23 protein-coding genes are annotated in these 24,200 nt (G+C 41.3%); 21 read left to right on the forward strand and 2 right to left on the reverse strand.

Annotated features, from left to right (window positions below; all coding sequences use genetic code 11):
- Window positions 1-135 precede the first annotated feature (135 nt).
- Window positions 136-873 carry a SagB/ThcOx family dehydrogenase gene (locus THEIN_RS02645; protein WP_013907152.1) on the forward strand — a complete coding sequence of 246 codons (738 nt, stop codon included), beginning with the start codon at window positions 136-138 and terminating at the stop codon, window positions 871-873.
- On the forward strand, window positions 873-1,862 hold the full coding sequence (locus THEIN_RS02650) for a glycosyltransferase family 9 protein (protein WP_013907153.1): 990 nt from the start codon (window positions 873-875) through the stop codon (window positions 1,860-1,862). Before THEIN_RS02645 ends, THEIN_RS02650 begins: the two co-directional genes overlap by 1 nt.
- 806 nt (window positions 1,863-2,668) lie before the next feature.
- Here the strand turns inward: THEIN_RS02650 and THEIN_RS02655 are convergent.
- Complete coding sequence (locus tag THEIN_RS02655; RefSeq protein WP_013907155.1) at window positions 2,669-4,624, reverse strand: hydantoinase/oxoprolinase family protein; 1,956 nt, start codon at window positions 4,622-4,624, stop codon at window positions 2,669-2,671.
- Complete coding sequence (locus tag THEIN_RS02660; RefSeq protein ID WP_013907156.1) at window positions 4,608-5,111, reverse strand: metallophosphoesterase; 504 nt, start codon at window positions 5,109-5,111, stop codon at window positions 4,608-4,610. The genes THEIN_RS02655 and THEIN_RS02660 overlap by 17 nt, the downstream gene beginning before the upstream one ends.
- A gap of 143 nt (window positions 5,112-5,254) precedes the next feature.
- On the opposite strand from THEIN_RS02660, the gene THEIN_RS02665 reads away from it, so the two are divergent.
- From THEIN_RS02665 to THEIN_RS02755, 19 genes are all read left to right on the forward strand, one after another.
- On the forward strand, window positions 5,255-5,722 hold the full coding sequence (locus THEIN_RS02665; protein WP_013907157.1) for an Hsp20/alpha crystallin family protein: 468 nt from the start codon (window positions 5,255-5,257) through the stop codon (window positions 5,720-5,722).
- A gap of 25 nt (window positions 5,723-5,747) precedes the next feature.
- On the forward strand, window positions 5,748-6,143 hold the full coding sequence (locus THEIN_RS02670; RefSeq protein ID WP_013907158.1) for an Hsp20/alpha crystallin family protein: 396 nt from the start codon (window positions 5,748-5,750) through the stop codon (window positions 6,141-6,143).
- 188 nt (window positions 6,144-6,331) lie between these two features.
- Entirely contained in the window at window positions 6,332-8,047 is a 1,716-nt protein-coding gene (locus THEIN_RS02675; protein WP_013907159.1) for a YcaO-like family protein, read from the forward strand.
- Window positions 8,040-8,471 carry an NIL domain-containing protein gene (locus THEIN_RS02680; protein ID WP_013907160.1) on the forward strand — a complete coding sequence of 144 codons (432 nt, stop codon included), beginning with the start codon at window positions 8,040-8,042 and terminating at the stop codon, window positions 8,469-8,471. The genes THEIN_RS02675 and THEIN_RS02680 overlap by 8 nt, the downstream gene beginning before the upstream one ends.
- Window positions 8,472-9,518 carry a tRNA 2-thiouridine(34) synthase MnmA gene (gene mnmA / locus THEIN_RS02685; RefSeq protein ID WP_013907161.1) on the forward strand — a complete coding sequence of 349 codons (1,047 nt, stop codon included), beginning with the start codon at window positions 8,472-8,474 and terminating at the stop codon, window positions 9,516-9,518.
- 6 nt (window positions 9,519-9,524) lie between these two features.
- Window positions 9,525-9,848 (forward strand): Hpt domain-containing protein, encoded by a 324-nt coding sequence (locus THEIN_RS02690; protein ID WP_041434467.1) that lies wholly within the window; start codon window positions 9,525-9,527, stop codon window positions 9,846-9,848.
- Entirely contained in the window at window positions 9,848-10,513 is a 666-nt protein-coding gene (locus THEIN_RS02695) for a phosphatidylserine decarboxylase (protein ID WP_013907162.1), read from the forward strand. The genes THEIN_RS02690 and THEIN_RS02695 overlap by 1 nt, the downstream gene beginning before the upstream one ends.
- The gene (gene pssA, locus THEIN_RS02700) at window positions 10,488-11,234 is read left to right on the forward strand and encodes a CDP-diacylglycerol--serine O-phosphatidyltransferase (protein ID WP_013907163.1); all 747 of its coding nucleotides are present in this window, start codon (window positions 10,488-10,490) and stop codon (window positions 11,232-11,234) included. The genes THEIN_RS02695 and pssA overlap by 26 nt, the downstream gene beginning before the upstream one ends.
- Before the next feature lie 68 nt (window positions 11,235-11,302).
- Entirely contained in the window at window positions 11,303-12,958 is a 1,656-nt protein-coding gene (locus THEIN_RS02705; RefSeq protein WP_013907164.1) for a 2-isopropylmalate synthase, read from the forward strand.
- Complete coding sequence (locus tag THEIN_RS02710) at window positions 12,951-13,310, forward strand: response regulator (RefSeq protein WP_013907165.1); 360 nt, start codon at window positions 12,951-12,953, stop codon at window positions 13,308-13,310. The genes THEIN_RS02705 and THEIN_RS02710 overlap by 8 nt, the downstream gene beginning before the upstream one ends.
- Entirely contained in the window at window positions 13,311-16,064 is a 2,754-nt protein-coding gene (locus tag THEIN_RS02715; RefSeq protein WP_013907166.1) for an Hsp70 family protein, read from the forward strand.
- Complete coding sequence (locus THEIN_RS02720) at window positions 16,057-16,332, forward strand: HU family DNA-binding protein (protein WP_013907167.1); 276 nt, start codon at window positions 16,057-16,059, stop codon at window positions 16,330-16,332. The genes THEIN_RS02715 and THEIN_RS02720 overlap by 8 nt, the downstream gene beginning before the upstream one ends.
- Window positions 16,333-16,409: 77 nt before the next feature.
- Window positions 16,410-17,219, forward strand: coding sequence for a transporter substrate-binding domain-containing protein (locus THEIN_RS02725; RefSeq protein ID WP_013907168.1), 810 nt, complete (start codon window positions 16,410-16,412; stop codon window positions 17,217-17,219).
- Between the two features lie 120 nt (window positions 17,220-17,339).
- Complete coding sequence (locus THEIN_RS02730) at window positions 17,340-18,047, forward strand: amino acid ABC transporter permease (RefSeq protein WP_013907169.1); 708 nt, start codon at window positions 17,340-17,342, stop codon at window positions 18,045-18,047.
- Complete coding sequence (locus tag THEIN_RS02735) at window positions 18,025-18,822, forward strand: amino acid ABC transporter permease (protein WP_013907170.1); 798 nt, start codon at window positions 18,025-18,027, stop codon at window positions 18,820-18,822. Before THEIN_RS02730 ends, THEIN_RS02735 begins: the two co-directional genes overlap by 23 nt.
- Window positions 18,815-19,558 carry an amino acid ABC transporter ATP-binding protein gene (locus THEIN_RS02740; protein ID WP_013907171.1) on the forward strand — a complete coding sequence of 248 codons (744 nt, stop codon included), beginning with the start codon at window positions 18,815-18,817 and terminating at the stop codon, window positions 19,556-19,558. The genes THEIN_RS02735 and THEIN_RS02740 overlap by 8 nt, the downstream gene beginning before the upstream one ends.
- Window positions 19,559-19,660: 102 nt before the next feature.
- A complete protein-coding gene (locus tag THEIN_RS02745) occupies window positions 19,661-21,628 on the forward strand; it encodes a hydantoinase/oxoprolinase family protein (protein ID WP_013907172.1) in 1,968 nt (655 codons plus the stop codon).
- 14 nt (window positions 21,629-21,642) lie between these two features.
- A complete protein-coding gene (locus THEIN_RS02750; RefSeq protein WP_013907173.1) occupies window positions 21,643-23,205 on the forward strand; it encodes a hydantoinase B/oxoprolinase family protein in 1,563 nt (520 codons plus the stop codon).
- A gap of 14 nt (window positions 23,206-23,219) precedes the next feature.
- Complete coding sequence (locus THEIN_RS02755; RefSeq protein WP_013907174.1) at window positions 23,220-24,200, forward strand: TRAP transporter substrate-binding protein; 981 nt, start codon at window positions 23,220-23,222, stop codon at window positions 24,198-24,200.

A 24,200-nucleotide genomic window follows, 5' to 3' on the forward strand; every position in this document is an offset into this window, starting at 1 on the left:
TTATTCAACTTTGGGGAGTTAAAAGAGAATAGCTTTGACAGCTAGAGCCTTGCAGGCGTTTTAATTTTTACATTTAAGACTTGCTCTTACAAAAACTCTAATGCGAAAATTAAATAAAAATCCTAGGAGGCTTATATGCCCGGTTATCGCGATTCGTTGGGCTTTAAATTTTTACAAGCCACTAAACACGACCGTTTAGAACTTTTTCGGAGAGAAAGAGAGAATATAGCTCCAGCCCCCTGGTTCAAGGTTTATCCTGAAGCCCCTAAAGTGCCTTTGCCTAAGCCCTCGTTCGGTGCCGAGAATTTCTGGAAGGCTTTAATAGAACGTCGCTCTATAAGAAAATACACGCGCCAGGCCCTAAGCCTTGATGAAATATCACTCCTTTGCTTTGCGGCCCAGGGGATTACCGCGCAGGCTGAACGGTACCTCTTGCGTACGGCCCCCTCGGCAGGTGCCCTTTATCCCGTAGAAACTTATCTTTTTGTCAATCGAGCACTGGATCTTACCCCTGGTATTTATCACCTTGAAGTCCAGGATTTCGTTTTAGAAGAGCTAGCCCAGGGTGAGTTTGGTCAAGCTTTAGCTGAGGCCTCTCTTTCGCAATACATGTGCGCCAAAGCCCCTTTGGTTTTCGTCTGGTCGGTAATTCCTCGCCGTACCATGAGCAAGTACGGTTCAAGAGGGGTTCGCTACATTTTTATGGACGTGGCCCATATTTGCCAAAACGTGCTTCTAGCGGCCACAGCCATGGGCCTTGGTGCCTGTCCTATTGGGGCCTTTTTTGATGACGAAGTTAATCAGATCCTGGAACTAGACGGAGAAGAAGAAACCGTAGTTTATATGGCCTCAGTCGGCTATCCAGCGGAATAATGATTGCCTTATGGCATGAAGGCGCCTTAGGCGATTTACTAATAGCGCGACTGGCCATAAAAGCCCTAAAAAAGAAATATACCGGTCAAAAGCTGGTATTGTTCGCACGGCATGAGGTACGCCTACTTTTCAAGGAAGCTGGCCTGGTAGATGAAGCCTGGCCAACAAGCCTTTCTCTTCTTGAAAAAACCAAAAGACAACTAAGTAAAGCTTACGTTTTCACCCACCAAAAAGAATTGGGAAAGCTTTTGACAAGCTTAACAGGTATTTCCTGGCAGGAAATCCCAACGCGGCCACCAGGGCCAGAAATTCACCTGGCCTTGGCCCAATGGCAAAAGGTAAGTTCTTCTCGTTTTTCGGAAAAAGACTTATTTCTTGAAGATAGGCCCCCTAAAGACCGCTTCGTTTTTATCCATCCAGGCAGTGGTGGTTATTTCAAGTGTGCTCCACTTGGATTTTGGCAAGATGTATATGCTTTTTTGAAAGGCCTTGGTTTGAAACCTATTTTCCTTTTGGGACCAGTAGAAACCAGTCTAAAACAAACTCTACCGAAAGAATCTTATTTCGTTTTAGAAAATATAAAAGCAGCTAGAGAAAAATTAAAAGAAGGGTTTGCCTTTCTAGGGCATGACTCCGGGCTTTCTCATCTGGCCGGAGCTTTGGGGCTTTACACCTTGGCTCTTTTTGGCCCTACCAGGTGGCAAAATTGGGCGCCTTTTGGCCGGGTATTGGTAGCCAAAGCTAATTGTGAATGCCTAAAAAATAACAGAGACCCCCGAGATTGCGGAGGCCTCTGTTTAAAAAATATTTCTTTTGAAGCCTTTAGGCCAATAGTTCAAAAGTTTTTTAATACCATTCCCAGGTCTTCCCCTGCTCACCGGAAGGTTGAGGCTTTACCGTCTCACCTTCTTTGCCAGGAGGTGAAGAAGGGGATTGTGGAGCTTGGGATTGCGGTGGAGGCGGTGGCGGAAGAGAAACACTACCCTTAGGTGGAGCAGCTACTTCTTCTTTGTCCTTACCAAACCAGTTCCAGGGCAAAAGCTTTGACCAAAAACTCTTTTTCTTTTCCGGCTGTGGTGGCGGAGCGACTGGAGGGTTAAGAATTTCTGGTGGAAAAGTCTCGTTACTAGGAACCTCAGATATCTGTGCTTTTTCTCGAGGGCTCGCTTCTTGGATGTTGTTTTTATAGATTCTTTCGGGATGGACCTTTGAAGGTTCTTGTAAAAAAGCCTGACCTTCATTTTTTTGAGAAAGTGCAGGCGCAGACGAATTCGTAGTAGGCGTACCCAACTGCCTTAAACTAGCTAGCGGTTCTCCCTCTACGTAAGCTAGACCTTTACGGGCGAATTCATCTAATTTGGGAATAATGTCGTCAAGAGCGGTGACATAAGTCGAAAGAACTAAAGGGGGTTTATTTTCTTTTACAGAGATTATTTCGGCATCAATACTGACTTTTTGGCCAAAAAAAGAAACACTTCCCAGTACTACATAATCAACTTTCAATTTCTCCCCTATTTTTTTGGCTACTTCCGTATTAAACGGCTCTTTTTCCTTGGCAAGAACTTTATCAACTTCATTCTCATCAATCACCATCACCTTGGGGGGATCACATAAGCGTGTGCTTAACATATCTTTAATGCCTTCTCGCACGTAGGAAAGGTCTTCTTTAGCATTTATTTTGAATGGCAAAATGGCAATTTTTATCTGCTCCGCTAAAACGGGGTTTACTAACAAAAATAGCCAAATAAAAAAGCACAAAATTCGTTTCATCTTTAAATGCCCCCTTTTCAATTCTTCATCTAGTCAACCAAACATTTCCGAACTTATCTACCCAAGCTCGCCAGAAAGGCTCTATCCAAACCGTAGCATAAGCGCCTACAATTAGGGCAGGGCCTTTTATTTCACTCTCAGGAGGGAGATTGTCCCATCTAAAAATAGAAACATCTACCTTTTTGCCGTGAGAAAGTATAACCTTGCCCTTCCCCTCACTCATTAGTTTTTTCCCTGAAATCAAAGGTAATTCAAACTCAGGAGGATCAGCTGAAAGGTTCAGGCGAATAGCAGTAACTTCTAAAGGAGCAAAGGGCATACTATAACCATAAAGCTGCTGATGAAGGACATGAAACCTGTCTTTAAAATCGTAGGTAAAGGGTACGGTAAGCTCATAAGACTGCCCCTGATAACGTATGTCTATTTCGGCCTCGGCTCGCAGGTCTTCTTTGCGGTAGCCGTAACGAGCTAGTTCTTTTAAGGCTTTGGCCGCAAGCTCTTCCATAAGAGGCAATAAATATTCAAAGGCCACTTCTTCGTTTCTTAAAAATATCGATCTGGAAAAATCAAAGGCAGGCCGTGCCAGAAGTAACCCAAGTGCCGAAAGAACTCCTGAAAACCGTGGCACTAAAACTTCTTTTATGCGCAGTCTCTCTGCCAAAGAAATGGCGTGAAGCCCGCCAGCACCACCAAAACAAACAAGCGTAAAATCTTGAGGATCAAGCCCCTTTTCTACAGAAACCTTTTTTATGGCCTGCTCCATATTGGTATTTACAATTTCTAAGGCTCCCAAAGCTAATTCTTCAGAATCAAACCCATATTTTTTAGCTACTTTGGCAAAGGCCTTTTGGGCGAGATCTTTGGAAAGCCTAAGACGCCCGCCAAGAAAGTGTTCTGTAGGAAGTCTTCCGAGCAAAAGATTAGCATCAGTGACTGTAGGCTCTGTGCCTCCGCGCTGGTAACAAGCAGGCCCAGGGTTTGCTCCTGCACTTTCAGGACCAACTTTTAAAGCCCCGGCCTTATCAAAGTAGATTAAAGAACCACCTCCAGCACCAATAGTATGTATGTCTATCTTTTTAAGGTGGACGGGATAACCTTCTAGAGCATATTGGCGGGTAAAGGTAGGGCTACTATTACACAAAGAAACGTCTGTTGATGTACCACCCATATCAAAAGTAATTATTTTCTCCCGCCCTAACCTCCTGGCCAAAGAAAACGCGCCGTAAACCCCCGCTGCTGGCCCAGAGAGCAAAGTAGCCGCTGCCCGCTTACCCACAGCCTCTGCGGGCATAAGGCCACCGCTTGATTGCATCAAAAACACCTGGGTATTTGGTAATTCCCGGGTTAATTTGCCTACATAGGCCGCCATAACCGGAGCTAAATAAGCATTGATAAGCGTAGTTGAAGTCCGCTCAAACTCCCGAAATTCGGGTAGTATTTCCGAAGAAAGCGAAATCGGGAGCCCGGTAAACTGTAAAGCTTCTTTTACCTTTTGTTCATGCACGGGATTTATATAAGAGTGCAAAAAACTTACGGCTATTGATTGAAATTTTCTCTTTTCCACAAAGCGCTTTAAAAGCTCAAGTTCCTCACTGGAAAGGCCTTTTATGATTTCGCCCCTAGCATCTATGCGCTCGGCAATCCCTAAAACTTGGGAAGATCGCAAAAGTGGCTCAGGTTTATCCACAAAAAAATCATAAAGGCTAGGCCGATTTTGCCTGCCTATAAAAATAATATCCTCAAAACCTTTAGTAGTTATGAGAAGAACTTTGGCACCACGGCGGGTAAGGAAAGCATTAGTCCCTACCGTGGTACCGTGAAGTAAAACCTGCGGGTTATCTAAGCCAAGCTCAGATAATCCTTTTAAAACCGCTTGTGAAGGGTCTTGAGGTGTAGAAGACACCTTGTGGGTCAGAAGTTTACCATCAACCTCAGCCACAAAATCTGTAAAGGTGCCTCCTGTATCAACAGCTACCCTCATCAAAGGTCACCTTTTCTACTTTCTTGCTAACGGTATCAAAAAGAATCATAGTCGGAGGGCCATCTTTTCCTAAAATTTCGCCAGGATTTAAAAGTAAAGTTTCGCCTACTTTTTGCTCTTCATATTCATGAGAGTGCCCGTAAAACACTACGTCATATTTCCCTGTAGCCGCAAGCCCTTCTGCCGTAGCAGGAAAATGTACCACCGCTATATTGAGCCCATCTATATTCAAAAAAGCATGTTGACCGTGACAATTGATTTTAGGAAAGTCTTTTAATCTATTCATAAGTAGCCAGACATCCCCGGGATTATTACCCAGGATAAAATGCACCTCTCCTTTAAACTTGGACAGTTCCAGAAGCATAAAGGGCGAAATTAAATCGCCACAATGGATAAGAACTTCAGCCTCTTTCTCATTAGCCAGGGAGACAGCCTTCCTAAGATTGGGAATAGCGTCATGACTATCACTCACCACCGCCAGTAACATGATCCCCTCCTTTGAAAATTTAAGCCCATAATAAAATAACTAAGCTTTGACGCAAAGCCTAAAAGTCAACCCCTTGCCTGGGTTAAAGCCGTGTTTATTTTCTTTGATAGCTAGAGAAAAATCTAAAAAGGAGGTGGCAAACGATGCCTATCGGTTGGGGTTTAGATTTTTTCGATCCTTTCAGGGAATTTGAAAGGTTACAGGAAGAAGTTGACCGTTTGCTGGAATTAACCAGCCCCTTTGTGCCTATGCGCACAGTGGCCAGAGGTACCTTCCCGGTAATTAATATCGGCGAAACCAATGACGCGGTCTATGTTTATCTCTTTGCCCCTGGTATTGAAATTGACAAAATAGATCTCTCTATCGAAGGGAACATACTTTCCATAAGTGGTGAACGTGATGCCTCTAAGGCTCTAAAAGTGGAAAAAGTTGACCCGGCGCGTTATTACCGGCAGGAACGATTCAGTGGCCGTTTTACCAGGGCGGTTTCCTTACCCGAATCTATTGATCCATCTCAAGTAGAGGCCACTTATCAGAATGGCATTATCAAGGTGCGTATTGGTAAACGGGAAGAAAAGAAGGCCAAAAAAATAGAAGTAAAAACCAGCTAAAATTCAACAGAAAGGAGGGATAGCTATGAATGAAAAGGAAACCAAAGAATTGGCTACCCGTGAAGAACAGGCCCCGGCGGTACGCCGCGAAAGGCCGATGATTCCGCCGGTTGATATATATGAAACTGAAGACGGGCTTATTTTGGTAGCAGATATGCCCGGAGTAACCAAAGAAAGTGTGGAAGTAAAAATTGAAGAAAATGTGTTGCAAATGAAGGGAGAAATTGTCGATTTGCCCGCTGAAGACGTCCAACCTCTTTATGCCGAGTTACGTGGCAACGAGTATTTCAGAGCCTTTACCATTGGCCCTGAGTTTGACCTTGACAAAGTAGAAGCGTCTATGGATGCCGGTGTGTTGCGCATATTCCTCCCTAAAGTAGAAACCCAGAAACCCAAAAAGATTGAAATCAAAGTAGCCTAAAGAATCTTTATAGAGGGTACCTAGTTTGTTAGGTGCCCTCTTTTGCTAAGTTTGCCTGTCCCCACTTTATTTCCTACTAAGTTACTTCCTTTTTTCTGACCACCCGGTAAACTTAGAAAAAACACCGCCTTGAGTTTATTGTAAGGGTAAAAGGTGTATAATAAGGCCACTTTTGGGAGGAAATATTCATGAAGCGTAAGTTTTTAGCCCCTTCGCCTAAAATGGTAGCCGATAAAACCACTCCACCTGAAGAAACTATATCTCGGGTAGAAAAAACCCTTAGGGCATTTGGTACGGGAATATTTTCTGAGCTAAAGCGTATAGATAAAGGTCGTTTAGGAATTCCTGTTTACCTGAGTCTTTACGGCACCACGGGAATTAACATCACTGGAAACATAAAACAAATGGGCAAGGGCTCTACAGAGGCCCTGGCCAAGGCCAGTGCTCTTATGGAGCTCGTAGAACGTTTTTCACTTTTTTCCACCATAAAGAGTGAAGCCTTTCCTGTGAAAACTTTGAGTGAAGAAAATACTATTTCTCTAGAAGTTTTACTTTCTTCGGTTATTGACCCAGATGAAGACGTAAAAGCCCAGGAAATATGCCGCAAGTTTTTACCCATAGTTCCCTTTCACTTAGCCGAAGCCTTTGAAGTATCAAATGAAAAAAACGTCAAGCTTCCTATTTATTGGTTCTGGTTACTTTACGAGTACAACGGCTCTGCCGCTGGTAACACCTACGCTGAAGCCGCCGTACAGGCTACCTGTGAACTTATAGAACGTCACACTTCAGCCCTTGCCAGTGAGCCTGAAGCGCCTTTTCCCGAGGTAATTCCTGAAAAAATCGGCGAAGAGGCTCAATATCTGCTAGCGTGTTTTGAACGCTTAGGGGTTAAACTTTTTCTGCGAGATATTACTTTTGATATGCCAGCTCCCACAGTGGCCGCCCTTGCTTATGACCCGCAGACATTCCCTCACCGTTCAGAAATTGTTTATACCGCGGGCACAGCCACCAGCCCTGAAAGGGCCTTAATTAGGGCCTTAACCGAGGTAGCTCAGCTTGCGGGTGATTTTGACACCGACGGGAAATACCTAGAAAGTGGGCTTCCCAAATATCAGACCCTTGAAGAAGCCTCTTTAATACTTACCTCAAGTGGCCGTATTCCCCTATCGGAGCTGCCTGATATATCTTCCCATGACCATGCCGAAGAATTAAAAGCCCTGGCCAAAGGTCTAGAAGAGAAAGGATTTAAACTCTATCTGGTGGACATAACTAAGAAAGAATTAGACATTCCAGCGGTTTACGCCATTATCCCTGGAATCCATTTTCGTAAGAGGATCTTTCTCAATCCTCTTTATCAGCTGGTAAGAACCATAGCCCTTTTCTCTCTCCCTGAAGAAGCCCTTTTCCTCTTAAAAGCCATTGACCAGGAGATAGAAAGATACTACGTAGCCGCCCATCTCGGTCAAGTCCTGGCTAATCTGGGCTACTATCAAGAAGCCTCTCTTGCCTTTGAAAAGGCCTTAAAGCTTAACCCCAAATTTGACGACCTGGCAGCTATATACTGCCACTTGGCCTATGCTTATTTACAAAGCGGCGATTTTGTTAAAGCCGAAAATACCGCAGAAAAAGGGCTTTCCTACGCCAGACTCCCTGAGCTCTTAAACATCCTGGGAACAGCTCGCTTCAAACAGAAAAGGCCAAGTGAAGCCCTTGAGGCCTTCTGGCAGGCCGTGGCCTTAAACCCACAGGTAGCCGTTGACTACGCTAACATTGGCGCCTGTCTAGCTTCTATGGGACTAAAGGAAGAAGCCCTCAATTATTTCGAAAAGGCTCAAACTCTTGACCCATCTTTTGATATAACCCCTTACAGGGCTTATCTCGAAGGAGGAAAGACTAATGTATAAACGAATTCTAGTCTTACGTTTTCCAACAAACGTGGTGGATCAACCTATTGTTTGTCGTTTAGCCAAAGAATTTGATTTGTCCTTCAATATTCTTAAGGCTACTATTTTGCCAGGCAAAGAAGGATTGATGGTTATTGAATTAGAGGGGCATCCCAGCCAGTTTGATAAAGGGCTTGCTTTTTTGCGTGAACTCGGCGTTGAGATAAAGACTATTAGCCAGGAAATCCGCAAAAACGAGGAAAAATGTATTCACTGTGGTTTTTGCACGGCGGTCTGTCCTACCAATGCCCTTTATGTGGACCGTGATACCATGGAAGTAAAGTTTGACCCTGAACGCTGCACCGGTTGTGAGTTGTGTATGCCAGCCTGCATTGTGCGTGCTATGGAAGCCCATTTTCACAAGGAGCTTGCCGAAGTAGGATAAATGATAGCCGTAGCCATGAGCGGCGGGGTGGATAGCACCTTTGCCGCTCATCTTTTAAAAAAACAAGGAAAAAATATATTTGGTCTCTTTGCCCTCTTCTCTCCCAAAGACCCGGAAAAAGAAATTGTCAGGGTCAAACGCCTAACTGACGCCCTAAAAATAGACCTAAAGATAGTGGATTTAACCGGCCCTTTTAAAGAAAAAATCATCAGCTATTTCTTAAAAAGCTATCGCCAGGGCCTAACTCCGAACCCTTGCGTAGTATGTAATAGAAAAATCAAATTCGGCCTGCTTTTAGAAGAAGCCCAAAAATTGGGGGCCCAAAAAATAGCCACCGGCCATTATGCCCGTGTAATTTTTAATGAAGAAAACCAGTGTTTTGAACTTTTTAAAGGTAAAGACCCTGGCAAAGAACAATCTTATTTTCTGGCCTTACTTAATCAAAAACAGCTTTCAAGAGCCTTATTCCCTCTTGGAGAATGGAAAAAAGAAGACGTTATAAAAGAAATAGTAAAACTTGGTCTTTTTAATCTTACTTCACCAGAAAGCCAGGAAGTTTGCTTTATAAGAGGCGATTATCGCGAACTTTTCTCTGAAGAAGATTTTCCTCCAGGAGAAATGATAACCGTTGACGGACGGGTGGTAGGAAAGCACCAGGGTATTTACGCCTATACCATAGGTCAGCGCCGCGGGCTTGGCGTACGCCTGGGAAGGCCTTACTACGTAGTGGCTATTAATGCTCAAAAAAATCAGGTAATCATTGGCCCTAAAAAATATCTCCGCTGTGAGCGTTTTCTAGTAAAAAATTTTCATCTAATATGTGATGCCTATCGCCAGGAAGAAATAAAAGCCAACGTAAGGATTCGCTATCGCCATAAAGAAGCTCCGGCCACTATCAAGTTTTTCTCTGAAAAAGACGCTGAAGTTGTTTTTGAAAAACCTCAGCAGGCAGTTACCCCTGGACAATTTGCCGTAGCTTACCAGGAAGATAAGGTGTTAGGCGGGGGCGAAATCCATCTAAAAGAAAATTTTATTTTTGCCGATTAGCAAGACATGGTTAAATGGAATCGCGAAAAATTGCTACAAGAACTTGACCAGGAAGAACTTAAAGAACTACTTGAAGTATTTCTGTTTTCATCTAAACAATTGCTAGACGAAATGGAAAAAGCCCTCTCATCGGGAGAGATAAACACCGTTAGAGAAAAGGCCCACTCTTTAAAAGGGGCGTGTGCGACGATTTTCCTTGAAGAAGCGCGTGATTTGGCTTTTAATTTAGAGAAGGCCATTAACATAGACGAGGCCCAAAATTTATTTGAAAAGCTTAAAAAAGAATTAACGGCCTTTTGGCAAATGATTGAAAAACAGGAGTATAGATAATGATAAACAAAGAAGGTCTTCCCTGGGTAGTAACGCCTGGACTTTTAGGTGCTGTTTTAGGACATCTCACCAAAAGGAAGGATTTGCTTTATGGAGGAGCGCTAGCTTCTTTAGCTTTGGCCTGGTTCTTTCGCGATCCAGACCGCTATCCACCTTTTGACAGAGAAATCATTGTTTCTCCAGCAGACGGCCGCATTGTGGCCATCAAAAAAGTAAAAGAAGATAAGTTTTTAAACACCGAGGCCTACCAGATAGGCATCTTTATGAACGTCTGTGACGTTCACGTTAATCGGGCCCCGGCCACCTGCCGGGTAGTGGATATCTGGCATGAGCCGGGCGAGTATCTACCGGCCGATAAAGAAGAAGCCTTTGAAAAAAACGAAAAACGTTATTATGCTCTAGAGCGTTTAGACGGCGTGCCTCTTTTGCTGGTACAGGTAGCCGGGCTCCTTGCCAGGCGCACAGTACCTTTTGTCAAGAAAGGAGACGAACTGCTGGCCAGTGAAAGAATTGGCATGATAAAATTCGGGTCAAGAGTGGAACTTTTTGTCCCGGTAGACAAAGCTAAAATACTGGTAAACATGGGGCATAAAGTTAGAGCCGGAGAATCACCATTGATATTTTATCCATGGGAAGCTAATGGGCAAGAAAAAACGGAAGAATAAAAACCGTATTTATCTTTTGCCAAATCTTTTTACTACGGGCAATTTGTTCTGTGGTTTTTACGGCCTGGTGTCCGCCATTCAGGGAGACTTTTTTAAAGCCGCAGTGGCTATTCTGGTGGCCATGATTTTTGACATTTTAGACGGTCGCGTGGCCCGTTATACCGGAAGCACCAGTCGGTTTGGCATTGAGTATGACTCTCTTTGTGACCTGGTCTCTTTTGGCGTAGCACCGGCTATTTTGGTTTACACCTTTGCCCTTCAGACCTATGGCCGCTACGGTTGGCTGGCGGCTTTTCTTTACGTGGCCTGTGCCGCTTTGCGCCTGGCCAAATTCAATGTCCAGGCTGTTAAAGAAAGCAGCTATTTTACCGGGCTCCCTAGCCCTGGAGCAGCCGGCCTTATGGCTTCAACCGTACTTTTTTCCCTCTGGTTTGGCCTTGAACAACCGGTAAAACATATCGCCATCTTAATAATGGTGTATATCATTTCTTATCTAATGGTTAGCAACGCTCCTTATTTTTCCTTCAAAAAATTTAGTTTTGCGGAAAAGCATCCCTTTTACGCCCTAGTATTTTTTGTCTTAATTTTAACAGTCATGGCGGCCGAACCACCGCTAACCTTATTTATAGGTTTTTTGCTCTACACTCTCTCCGGCCCTCTACTTCTTGCCCTCCGCGCCAGGCGGGGGGAAAGTGTCCAGGTCTCATCTGAAATCCAATAAATTTTTACTTGACTAATTGCCCTTGGTTAATTCCGTCGTTAATCTTGCAAACAAAAAAGGAGGCATTTATGACTTCACGTGTATATATTTTCGACACTACTTTAAGGGACGGAGAACAATCTCCAGGCGTGTCTCTCACTGTTGAAGAGAAAAAAGAAATAGCCAGAGCCCTTGAAAGGCTTAAGGTTGATATAATTGAAGCCGGGTTTCCGGTAGCTTCTCCCGGGGACTTTGAAGGGGTAAAAGCTATTGCGGAAACAGTGAAAGATGTACAGGTAGCCGCTCTTGCCCGGGCCAACCAAAAAGATATAGACACGGCCTGGGAGGCGATAAAAACGGCCACAGCCCCTCGTATCCATACTTTTATCGCCACCTCTGACATTCACCTGCAATACAAGTTACGTAAAAGCCGCGAAGAAGTTCTGGAACTGGCGGTAGAAGCCGTCAAATACGCCAAGAAATATACTCCTCTGGTAGAGTTTTCCGCTGAAGACGCCACCCGGAGTGACTGGGATTACCTGGCTCAAGTAGTAGTTGAAGTAATTAAGGCCGGAGCGGTTACCGTAAATATCCCTGATACCGTAGGTTATACCGTTCCCCAAGAATACTACGAATTGATTAGCCACCTGGTAGAGGCTTTAAAAAAGGCGGATCTTTACGATCTTTTTGCCGAGGGCAAGGTATGTTTTAGCGTGCATTGCCATAACGACCTAGGGCTAGCTGTAGCTAATTCTCTTTCGGCTCTTTTGGCTGGAGCAAGACAGGTAGAATGCACTGTAAACGGCATTGGCGAGAGGGCCGGAAACGCCGCCTTAGAAGAAATTGTCATGGCCCTTAAAACCAGACAGGACTATTTTGAAAAGACCCTGGGTTATCCTCTTGAAACCCGTATTGACACCACCCAGATTGTGCCTACCAGCCAGCTCGTCTCAAAGCTAACGGGCATGATGATTCAACCCAACAAAGCCATCGTAGGGGCCAACGCCTTTGCCCATGAATCAGGTATTCATCAGCACGGAGTCATCATGCATCGCGGCACCTACGAAATTATGGACCCTCAAGAAATAGGCTGGACAGGAAGCGCCATTGTTCTTGGCAAGCACTCTGGGCGACACGCGGTAAAATTCAAACTGGAAAGCCGGGGCTGGAAACTTTCACCTGAGGACCTGGCCAAAGTCTTTGAACGTTTCCGTCAGGAAGTAAAAGATGTTTTACGCACCGTTCACGATGAGTATCTGGAAGGGGTCTTACTGGACGAGTTTTTAGAAGATGAATACCGCTATCAGGTACAGGCTGCTTATGTGTCCAGTCTTTACGGGGCACCTTTGAAACCTTTGGCCCAGGTAGAGATCTTAGATAACAAGAAGGACAAACGCGTAGCCTTTGATGTAGGCGTAGGTTCCATAGACGCGGCTTTTAAGGCCGTGGCTAAAGCCTTGGGTTATAATTTCATGGGAACAGCGGAAAAGGATTTCTCTTCCGAAAAAGATTTGCGTTTGGTTGACTTTCATATAGACGCCGTAGGAAAAGGCACCGAGTCCCTAGGAGTATGCGGAGTAGTAATTGAAGATTTCCATGGCAAAAGAGTAGCTGGGCTTGGAAAAGACTACGACATTGTAGCCGCGGGTTTAAAGGCGCTGGTTAACGCTTTAAATAGGCTTGAGGCCTATCGCAGCAAAGGCGAAGAATTAAAAAGAACGCTTGCGCAAAAAACAAATGGGTAAAAAAAACATTTTAATAATCGAAGACGAAGAACCAATAGCCGAAATACTTAAAGAATACTTTGAGATTATGGCTCCAGATTATCGACTTACTTTTGCCAGAACTCTAAAAGAGGCTGAAGAGATATTAGCTCAAAAAAACTTTGACTTTCACGTGGTAGATTACCGGCTACCTGATGGAACGGCTTATGATCTATTTTCTAAAAAACTTATTCAAGGGCCAGCTATTATAGCTACCGGTTATGCTGACAAAGAGGAACTAGCTGAGGTCCTAGAGGAAAATAACTTTGAAATTTTACACAAGCCTTATTTACCTCAAGACCTGTTAAGAAAGATAAAGGAGCTTCTTAAATAAATGCCGCGCTACGTAGTAGGCATAGACCTTGGTACTACTAATTGCGCCCTGGCTTACGCTGACCTGAAAGAAACCGGGCCTGAACTCAACGTAAAGGTTTTCCAAATTCCCCAGCTAGTAGGGGCTGGGCGTCTTGGCAAAAGGGAAACGCTTCCTTCATTTCTTTATTTGCCCGGGGAGCTTGAGGCTCAGGAAGACCTTGGGCTTCCCTGGGATAACTCACGCCGCTTTGCCGTGGGCACGTACGCCAGGGATCATGGAGCTCTTGTTCCGTCGCGCCTAGTGTCTTCAGCCAAAAGCTGGCTTTGCCACGGAGGAGTTGACCGTACGGCTAAAATTCTTCCCTGGGGATCGGGAGATGACGTAGAAAAAGTTTCTCCTGTTGAGGCCTCAGCGCGCTATCTAGAACATTTAAAAGAGGCCTGGAACTACGAAATAGCCAGCGATGACCCTGAAAAGCGTCTGGAAAACCAGCTTGTAATTCTTACGGTGCCGGCCTCATTTGATGAGGTTGCCCGGGAGCTTACCCTTCAAGCCGCCCAAATGGCAGGCCTGGAAGTGATTTTATTAGAAGAACCAACAGCCGCGCTCTACGCCTGGCTATCTCAGAATGAGAAAAACTGGTACGAAAAGCTAAATCCAGGAGAACACGTGCTCATTTGCGATATAGGTGGTGGTACCAGTGACTTCACCGTCGTAGAGGTGCGCGAAGGGCAAGAAGGCCCTTACCTTGAACGCATTGCCGTGGGAGACCACATACTGCTTGGTGGAGACAACATTGACCTGGCTCTGGCTAAGTTAGCCGAAAAGAAACTCCCTACCAAACGGCTTGATTTTGCAAGATTCCAGACCCTTACTTTTCTCTGTCGCGAACTGAAAGAACGGCTTCTTTCTCCTGACGGCCCTGAAGAAGACGCGGTAAGGCTTACCGGCCGCGGCCGAGCCCTCATCGCCGACACCTTAGTGGCCAGGATCACCCGAGACGAAGTGCTTTCTTTGATACTCAAAGACTTTTTCCCTGAAGTCACCTTCAATCAAGCTCTGGCTAGAGTGGAATCTGTGCCAAGGGGTATGCGTGACTGGGGGCTTCCTTACGCTCGCGAGCAAGCCATTACCAGGCATCTTGGAGCCTTTCTCTATAAAAATAAAATAGAAAAGGTTGAAGTAATCCTTTTTAACGGCGGAGCTTTAAAACCACCAATTTTTAGAGAGCGCCTTAAAGAAGAAGTTGCTCGCTGGTTTAATCTCAACTCTTTAAAAGTCTTAGAGACCACGTCCTTAGACCTGGCCGTGGCCATAGGCGCAGCCTACTACGGCCTGGTCAAACAAGGGCTTGGCATAAGGGTAGGAGGAGGACTACCCAGAGCCTATTATCTGGGAGTTGAAGAAGGAGATAAAGCCAAAGCCGTTTGCCTGGCCCCGAAAGGCTTAAAAGAAGGAGAAAAGCTTTCCCTGCCTAAAACTTTTAAGGTTTTAACCAATCGCCCGGTAAAATTTCCACTTTACACGTCTTCTACCAGAAACGACTCTCTGGGAGACGTGGTTGAACTTGACGAAAACTTTGCCGAACTCCCCCCTCTTTCCACCACCCTTAAGTTCGGACGCAAAAGTGGTCTCAAAGAAATCCCCGTACGCATTGAGGTTTTGCTCTCAGAAGTGGGCGTCCTTGAAACCTATTGTTGCTCACTTGAAACACCACACCGCTGGCGGCTCCAGTTCAACCTGAGAATACAGGAGAAAAAAATCGCTGATGAACCAGAAGGCGTAATTGTGGCTAAAGATAAGACGGAAAGCGAGCCTTCACCCATAGAAAAAGAAAAAATTGAACAAGCCCGAAACACCATAAAAACAGCCTTTGAGAAAAACGTCCAAAAACTCCCTCAAATAACGAATCTCTTAGAAAAGACCTTTGAAATGGAGCGTGACCGCTGGCCAACCGCTCTGATAAGAGAACTAGCTGATCTTCTGATTGAAAATAAAGGCTGGCGCACTAAATCAGCAGCGCATGAGGCCCGCTGGTTTAATCTTTTAGGCTTCTTTTTAAGGCCGGGCTACGGTGATATTTCTGATCCTTTCCGCGTGGGAAAAATCTGGGGGCTTTATTTTGAAGGGGTAACTCACAAAAGAGATAAGGCGGTTCAACTTGAATGGTGGATTTTTTGGCGCAGAGTGGCTGGAGGCTTAAGCCGTGGCAAGCAAGAACAACTATTTGCCAAAATCAAACCATACGTATTACCCGGCCAGGGGAAAAAAGTCCCTAAGGTTTCTCCTCAAGAAAGGCGAGAAATCTGGCTATGCGTGGCCAACCTTGAAAGGCTTTCCCCAGAAGTAAAGTATGAGCTAGCGCGAAAAGTGCTACCTCAGGCCTTAAAAAAGAACGACAGACTTTTCATATTTGTCCTTTCAAGGCTTCTTGCGCGGGTCCTCCTTTACGGCCCAGCCGATGCCGTTGTTCCACCTAAAAAAGTTAAGCCTCTGATAGAAGAAATGATATCTCATCTTAAAAAGCAAAAAATTCCAGAAAAAATTGCCCGCCTTTGGGCAGAGGCCTTAATCAACATTGGACGCTTAAGCGGAGATAGGGCCCTTGACTTACCTGAAGAAATAAGACTGGCCATCAAAGAACTGCTTGTGTCCTGGAATATACCTGCAGAAAATTATCAACCTTTAGAAAAAGTAGTAGAGCTGGAAGAGGCTCAACGCACCAGATTATTTGGGGAAACGCTTCCCTTAGGGCTTAAGATTCATGACTAAACAGGAACTAACAAGGCTTCTTTCGGAAAGGCTCCGTATAAGCAAACGTGAAGCTTCTATTTGGGTGGAAGCCTTTTTTGAATCCCTGAAAGATGAGCTTGAAAATGACGGCAAGGTAGTTTTTCAGGGATTCGGAAGTTTTAAAGTTTATACCACCAAAGCCAAAAGTCTCTACAATCCAAGATTTAAAAAGAAGATCAATATAACCCCTCGAAAAAAAGTTCGTTTTCATCCAAGCCGCAAGTTACTAGAGAAACTGAATAAGTAGGGCCGTTAAATCCAGTTACTTTTCATTCTCACTTTCTTATGCTATATGGAGATAAACAAAAATTTAAGGAGGTATTTATGAAAAAAATCCTTTTTTGGTCCGTAATGTTAGTTTTTCTGTCAGTTTTTATGACCACGGCTCTAATTAAGCCTGCTAAAGCGGAAAATACTCTGGAAAAGATTAAAAAACGGGGTTACATGATTGTAGGCGTCAAATATGATTTCAAACCCTTTGGTTTTGTAAATGAAAAGGGAGAAGTGGTAGGTTTTGATATAGATCTAGTAAATTACATCGCCAAAAAACTAGGCGTAAAAGTTAAGTTAGTACAGGTTACTTCAAAGACGAGAATTCCAATGCTTGAAAGCGGCTCAGTTGACCTGGTAGCTGCTTCTATGACTCACAAACGTAAAAGAGATCTTCCTATTGATTTTACTATTAGTTATTACTTTGATGGACAAGCGATTTTGGCCAGAAGTGATTGCCAAGCCAAAAGCTACAAAGACTTCGCTGGTAAAAAAGTAGCAGCTATTCAGGGGGCAACAAGTGGACCTAACTTTAAAAAAGTTCAGCCCAAAGCCGAAATAGTATATTTCCAAGAATATCCACAGGCCTTAATGGCCTTAATGAAAGGCAAAGTCGATGCTATCACCACTGATTACACCTGGTGTGCCACTCAGGCCAAAGATTCCCACGGAAAACTTAAAGTAATTGGAGAACCCTTCACCTATGAACCTTACGGTATGGGTGTAAGAGAAAACGACAGCGATTTTAGAGACGCCATTAATTTTGCCATCCAAGACGCTGTTATAGATGGAACTTATACGAAAATTTTTGAAAAGTGGTTTGGCAAAAAACCAACAAGGCTTCCTGAAGTCTGGCCTAAGTAATTAAAGGGGGCGATATAGCCCCCTTCTCTGAATTTTTATATCTACCAGCTTTTTGAGTCTTTAAGAAGTATTTAAGTAAGATAACTTCTATTCTTCTGCAAAAATTTTGAGGAGGATGTATTGCTCATAGATTTGCTTGTTGAATATAAAGGCCTTATATGGCAAGGTCTAACTACTACTATAAAATTATCTGTTATAGGAATACTTCTATCTACAATTTGGGGTTTTATTATAGGTTTTTTCAGAAACTCTAAGTCTGAATGGCTTAAAATTTTTGGATACTACTACGTAGAACTTTTTAGAAATATTCCCCTTATAGTTCAAATATTTTTTATTTATTTTTCTTTTAACATTGCCGATGTTTTTCCTTTTCTCAAAGAATTTGCTAGAATACTCAAGGTAGAAGATGCAAATGCTTTTTTCTCCGCTTTATTGGCACTAGTTCTTTATACTTCAGCCTATATATCAGAAGTTGTAAAATCGGGCCTCAATGCTATTCCGCGTTCACAAATAGAAGCAGCCGCTAGCCTTGGATTTACTAAATTGCAAATGATATTTTACATTATAATTCCTCAACTTTTTCTAATTATTATACCAGCATTAACTAATCAGTATTTAAACTTAATAAAGAATTCTTCTCTAGCGATGACGATAGGAGTAGCAGAATTGACTTTTGTTACTCAACAAATAGATGCAGAAACATTTAGAGGATTCGAAGCTGCAACAATAGTTACAATTCTATATATTATTTTAACCCTAACAACTTCATTCATAATGTCTTTAATAAACAAATGGGTATCGAAAAATGGCAGACGCACCTTTGAATAAAAACAAAGAACATTTAATTCACCTTAGTTCAGGTATTATATTAAGCATATTAATGTTTTTTTATTTTAAACATTTGAACTTAAAACCTGTACTAACTGAAGATAATATTAGATTTCTTCTTTTTGGAATGCCAGGAGAAATAGGCGGCTTAGCTCTCACTCTATTATTAACTCTTATCCTTGTCCCTATTACCCTTATTTTTGGTGCTTTTTTGGCCATATTAAGAAGCTCTAAAGGCATTCTCAAATGGATAGCCAGTTTTTACATAGAAGTAGTAAGAGCTACTCCTCTTATAATGGTAATCTTTTGGGTATATTTTGCTATTCCAATATTCATAAAAAACGTCACTAACAAAGACATTTCTGTTCAACCAGTAATAGCCGCTCTTATCGCTTTTTCTATATTTACTTCTGCATATATTGCTGAAATTCTACGTAGTGGCTTGAATTCTATATCAAAAGGAACAAAAGAAGCAGCATTAAGTTTAGGGCTTACAAAATTCCAAATGTATGCCTATATCATCATTCCCTTAGTAATAAAAAGAATGCTGCCTTCACTCCTGGCTCAATATGTAGCCATGTTTAAAGACACTTCACTTGCCTATATTATTGGAGTTATAGAATTTTTCAGAGCTGCTACTATTCTAAATAACAGGCTTTTTTTGAGTATGGAAATATTTACTATTGTTGCTATAGTTTACTTTATTTTATCTTTTATGATGAGCAGACTAGCCAGAAAACTTGAAATAAGATGGAGGAAACAGTTAAGTGACTAGGACAATAAAAGAAGAAAAAATTATTGAATTTATTAATGTAACCAAATATTTTGGAGCCTTCAAAGTACTAGATAACATTAATTTTCATGTAAAAAAATCAGAAATAATAGTAATATGCGGGCCTAGCGGCAGTGGAAAATCAACTCTTATACGATGTATCAATAAACTAGAAAAAATTCAAGAAGGTAAGATTTTATTTCACGGCCAAAATATAAGAGAAATAAAATCTATAGAAATACGAAAAAAAATAGGAATGGTATTTCAACACTTTAATTTGTTCCCACACTTGACAGTTAGAGAAAATATAACTCTCCCTCTTATAAAAGTCCAAAAGAAACCCAAAAAAGAAGCCGAGATATTAGCGGAAGAAACTTTAGCAAGAGTTAAATTGAGCGATCAAATAAACAAATATCCAAGTGAACTTTCCGGAGGCCAGAAACAACGTGTTGCAATTGCTAGAGTCTTAGCTATGAAACCCGAGGTAATGTTATTTGATGAACCAACTTCTGCGTTAGACCCAGAAATGGTAAATGAAGTTTTAGATGTAATGAAAAGTCTAACTGAAGAAGACATAACCATTCTATGCGTAACTCACGAGATGGGCTTTGCTAGAGAAGTAGCTGATAGGATTATCTTTATGGATGCAGGTAAAATTGTAGAAAATACTGATGTAAATACTTTCTTCTCTCATACAGATAATCCTAGAGTCAAAGAATTTTTGTCAAAGATAATGTAGCTCTTAAAAGACTTGAAATATTTTAGAAAATAGCGTAAAAACAACAATATTTTCGTGCTTTGAGTAAAGTTTTAAAAATCGTCAAACGGGAAGGGGCAGTTTATGGTAATCGTAGGTGTAGATACAGGAGGAACTTTTACTGATTTTATATACAAAAAGGGGAACAAATGGGGTGTATATAAAATTTTATCCACCCCTTCCAATCCCGCCCAGGCAGTTCTAGAAGGTTTAAAAGTCATTCTCGATGGGCAACCAGGCAACATTACCCATGGCTCTACAGTAGCAACTAATGCTATTCTAGAAAGAAAAGGTGCTATAACTGCTCTTATTACTAATAAAGGATTTGAAGATATAATCGAAATAGGTCGTCAAAACAGAAGAAATTTATACGATCTTTTTTATAAGAAAAACAAGCCATTAGTTCCTTCTAATTTAAGATTTGGCATTAAATGTAGAATCAACCCAAAAGGTGAAGAAGTTGAAAAAATTAATAAAGAAGAAATCATAAAATTAATTAAAAAATTAAAAACTAAAGGAATAGAATCTGTAGCTGTTTGTTTTTTATTTTCTTTTTTAAATAACTCTCACGAAAAAGAATTAGAAAAATATTTAAAAGAGGAAAATATTTACTATTGTTTATCTAGTGAAATTTTACCTGAGTTCAGAGAATATGAAAGAACTTCCACCACAGTAATTAATGCTTATGTATCTCCTAAAATGAGTCAATATATAAGTTTCATAAGAAAAAACCTTTCTCAAGAAAGCAAGTTACGCATAATGCAATCAAACGGAGGAATTATTTCTTATGATATTGCTATGAAAGAATCTGTAAGGACTATTCTTTCTGGACCGGCTGGAGGGGTGGTAGGAGCCTTTGAAATCGCTAAAATGGCAGGCTTTGATAAGCTTATCACCTTTGACATGGGGGGCACCTCTACTGATGTAGCTTTAATTGATCAGAAAATTCCTTTAACCGTAGAATCTGAAATAGAAGGCTTTCCAGTAAAAGTTCCGATGATAGATATTCATACTGTTGGAGCAGGCGGAGGTTCTATTGCCCATATTGATGCTGGCGGGGCCCTAAAAGTTGGACCTGTAAGTGCAGGCGCTGATCCTGGGCCTATATGCTACGGAAAAGGTAATCAGATTACCGTAACAGACGCCAATCTTTATTTAGGTAGGCTTGTCCCTGAATATTTTTTAGGTGGCAAAATGAAACTATACAAGGAAAAACTTGAGCCCTTTTTTGCCGAGATGGCCCGTAAAGCAGGATTAACCCCTATAGAACTAGCCGAAGGGATACTCGACATAGCTAATTCAAATATGGAAAGGGCTATAAGAGTCATTTCTGTTGAAAAAGGTTATAATCCATCTGATTTTATTCTTTTCTCTTTTGGTGGGGCAGGCGGAATGCATGCGTGTTTCTTAGCTAAATTATTAAGAATTCCTAAAGTATTTATTCCTAAAAACCCAGGTATTTTATCAGCTATAGGAATGATACTTTCTGATATAATTAAAGATTACTCACAAACAGTAATGTTAAAAGAAAATATTTCATATCAAGAACTTAAAGACTTGTTTGCACCATTGATTAATAAGGCTAAAGATGATCTCCTTCATGAAGGAGTTTATAAAGAAAGTATCAACCTGGAACTTTATTTAGATATGAGATATCTAGGACAATCATACGAAATTATGATACCTTTTTCTACTAATTTTAGAGAAGATTTCCATCAATATCATAAAAAACTATATGGTTATGCCAATTTTGACAAACCTATTGAAATTGTAAATATTAGACTTAGAGCCAGGGGAAAAATGGACAAACCGTCATTTGACCGACAAACTACTCCTTCGTCTAAAATAGATGAAAAAGCTTATTTAACCGAAACAAAAACCATTTTTAATGGAGAAGAATATCCAACTAAAGTTTTTAATAGAGACTTTTTAAATTACGGCAATGAAATAGAAGGGCCTGCAATAATTATTGAATATTCTTCTACAATTGTAGTTCCACCAAAAACCAAATTATTTGTTGATGAATTCCAAAATTTAATTATAAAAGTATAACTTGGGAGAACATTATGAATGCAAATCCCATCTTGTTAGAAATATTCAAAAATAGATTCACTTCTATTGCTGAAGAAATGGGGGTTACTCTAAATAGAACAGCTTTTTCACCTAATATAAAAGAAAGAAGGGATTTTTCTTGTGCTATATTTAATCAAAATGGAGACATGATAGCTCAAGCTGCTCATATTCCCGTCCATTTAGGCTCCATGCCTTTAAGCATCAAATCTATTATTACTAAGCTTCAACTAAACCCTGGTGATATGGCTATATTAAATGATCCCTTTAAAGGAGGAACACATCTTCCTGACGTTACTATTGTAGCTCCTGTTTTTTTGGAAGACAATGGCCCTATTTTTTATGTAGCTAACAGGGCACATCATGCTGATATAGGAGGGATGACTCCTGGCTCAATGCCTCTTTCTACGTCAATATTTCAAGAAGGTCTAATTATACCTCCTCTTAAAATAGTAAGAAAAGGAAAAATTGAGCAATCCTTAATGGATTTTATTCTCAACAATGTAAGAACACCTTATGAAAGAGAAGGTGATTTTGCTGCCCAAATAATGGCAAATTTAACAGGAATCAGAAGGGTTTTAGAATTAATAAATTCATACGGACTTCAAAAAGTACAACAATATGCCTCATTTTTAATAGACTATTCTGAAAAAATACTAAGATCTTACTTAAAGGAAATCAAAGATGGAATTTATGAGTTTGAAGACTATATGGATGATGATGGAGTTAACAAAGAAAATATAAAAATAAAAGTAAAAATAAAAATTTATGGAGACAATGTAACTATAGATTTTTCGGAAAGTGATCCTCAAGTAAAAGGAAGCATAAATAGTGTCTATTCTATAGCGTTATCGACAGCGTTATATGTATTTAGATCTCTTATTAATGAAGATATTCCTACCAATGCAGGTCTTTTAAGACCTATAAAACTTATAACTAAAAAGGGAACTATAGTAGATGCAAGTTTTCCAGCTGCTGTGGCTGGAGGAAACGTAGAAACATCTCAAAGGCTAGTAGATGTTCTTTTAGGGGCTTTATCAAAAGCTTTGCCGGAAAAAATTCCTGCAGCTTCACAAGGCACTATGAACAATATCACCATTGGCGGAATCGATGAAAACGAAACCGCTTTTACTTATTATGAAACCATTGGAGGAGGAATGGGGGCAAGCGCATTTTCTGATGGAGAATCCGCCATTCATTCTCATATGACTAATACTTTAAATACTCCTATAGAAGCCTTGGAGTTTTCTTATCCTTTAATGGTAGAAGAGTATTCCATAAGAAATAATTCTGGAGGAAAAGGGCTCTATAAAGGCGGAGATGGAATAATAAGAATGATCAAAATTCTCAAAGATGCCGAAGTTACAGTATTAAGCGAACGGCGTAAATTCCTTCCATATGGACTTAACGGAGGAGAACCAGGAAAAGCTGGTAAAAATATGATTTTTGTAAAAGGTGAATGGAAAAAAATGCCTGGTAAGTTTCACATAAATCTTAAAGCAGGAGATAAAGTTCGTATTGAAACACCAGGTGGCGGAGGTTATGGAAAACAAAAATAAATAAGGAGGTTAACATGATTTTCAAAAGATTTTTGCTTCTTTTTTTGGCCTTTCTCACGATTCCCGGAATAGTGCTAGGGAAGACGATTAAATTGGATCTAAACGCTATTTACGGCCCTACCAGTTTTCATACGCAAGGAGCAATGGAGTTTGCCAAACTAGTAGAAAAGTACTCTAACGGCACGGTCAAAATAGTAGTTCATCCTGGCGGGAGCTTGGGCTTTAAAGGTCCAGAACTATTGAAAGCAGTTAAAGATGCCCAGGTCCCAATGTCTGACATATTGATGGGAGTGGTAGCAGGAAGTGAACATGTTTTTGGAATAAGTTCTCTTCCGCGCTTGGTATCAAATTTTGAAGAAGCAAGGCAGCTTTATGAAGATTGTAAACCCTTATACAAAAGAGCTGCCTTAAAATGGAACCAGGTATTTTTATACGCGGCTCCTTGGCCGCCCAGTGGTTTAGTTACTAAAAAACCGATTAGAACAGTCGAAGATCTTAAAGGGCTGAAGACCAGAACTTACGATAAAAACGGAGCCAAGTTCTTAAGAGAATTAGGAGCTTCTCCTGTATCTATGCCTTGGGGAGAAGTTTACTCTGCATTACGTACTGGGGTAATTGACTCTGTTCTTACCTCTACAGAATCCGCTAAAAATGGCAAGTTCTGGGAAGTTTTAAAATATTTTACCAATATTTACTATGCTTTTCCTCTAAATATGGTCACTATCAATTTAGATTACTGGAAATCTTTGTCTAAAGAACAACAGCAGGCCATGTTGAAAGCAGCCCAAGAAATTGAAAATAGACAATGGCAGAATTCTAAAAAGAGATATTTTGAAGCTGCGGAAATACTAAAACAGCATGGAATGATAATAGAAGATGCTACTCCTGAACTCATGAAAGCTATGGATAAGGCTGCTCTAAAAATAATCAAAGATTTCATGAAAAAATGTACTCCTAAAGAAAAAGAAATATTGGAAAAGTATATTTCCAAGTAA

The organism is Thermodesulfatator indicus DSM 15286 (assembly GCF_000217795.1).
In the GTDB taxonomy this organism is placed as follows: domain Bacteria; phylum Desulfobacterota; class Thermodesulfobacteria; order Thermodesulfobacteriales; family Thermodesulfatatoraceae; genus Thermodesulfatator; species Thermodesulfatator indicus.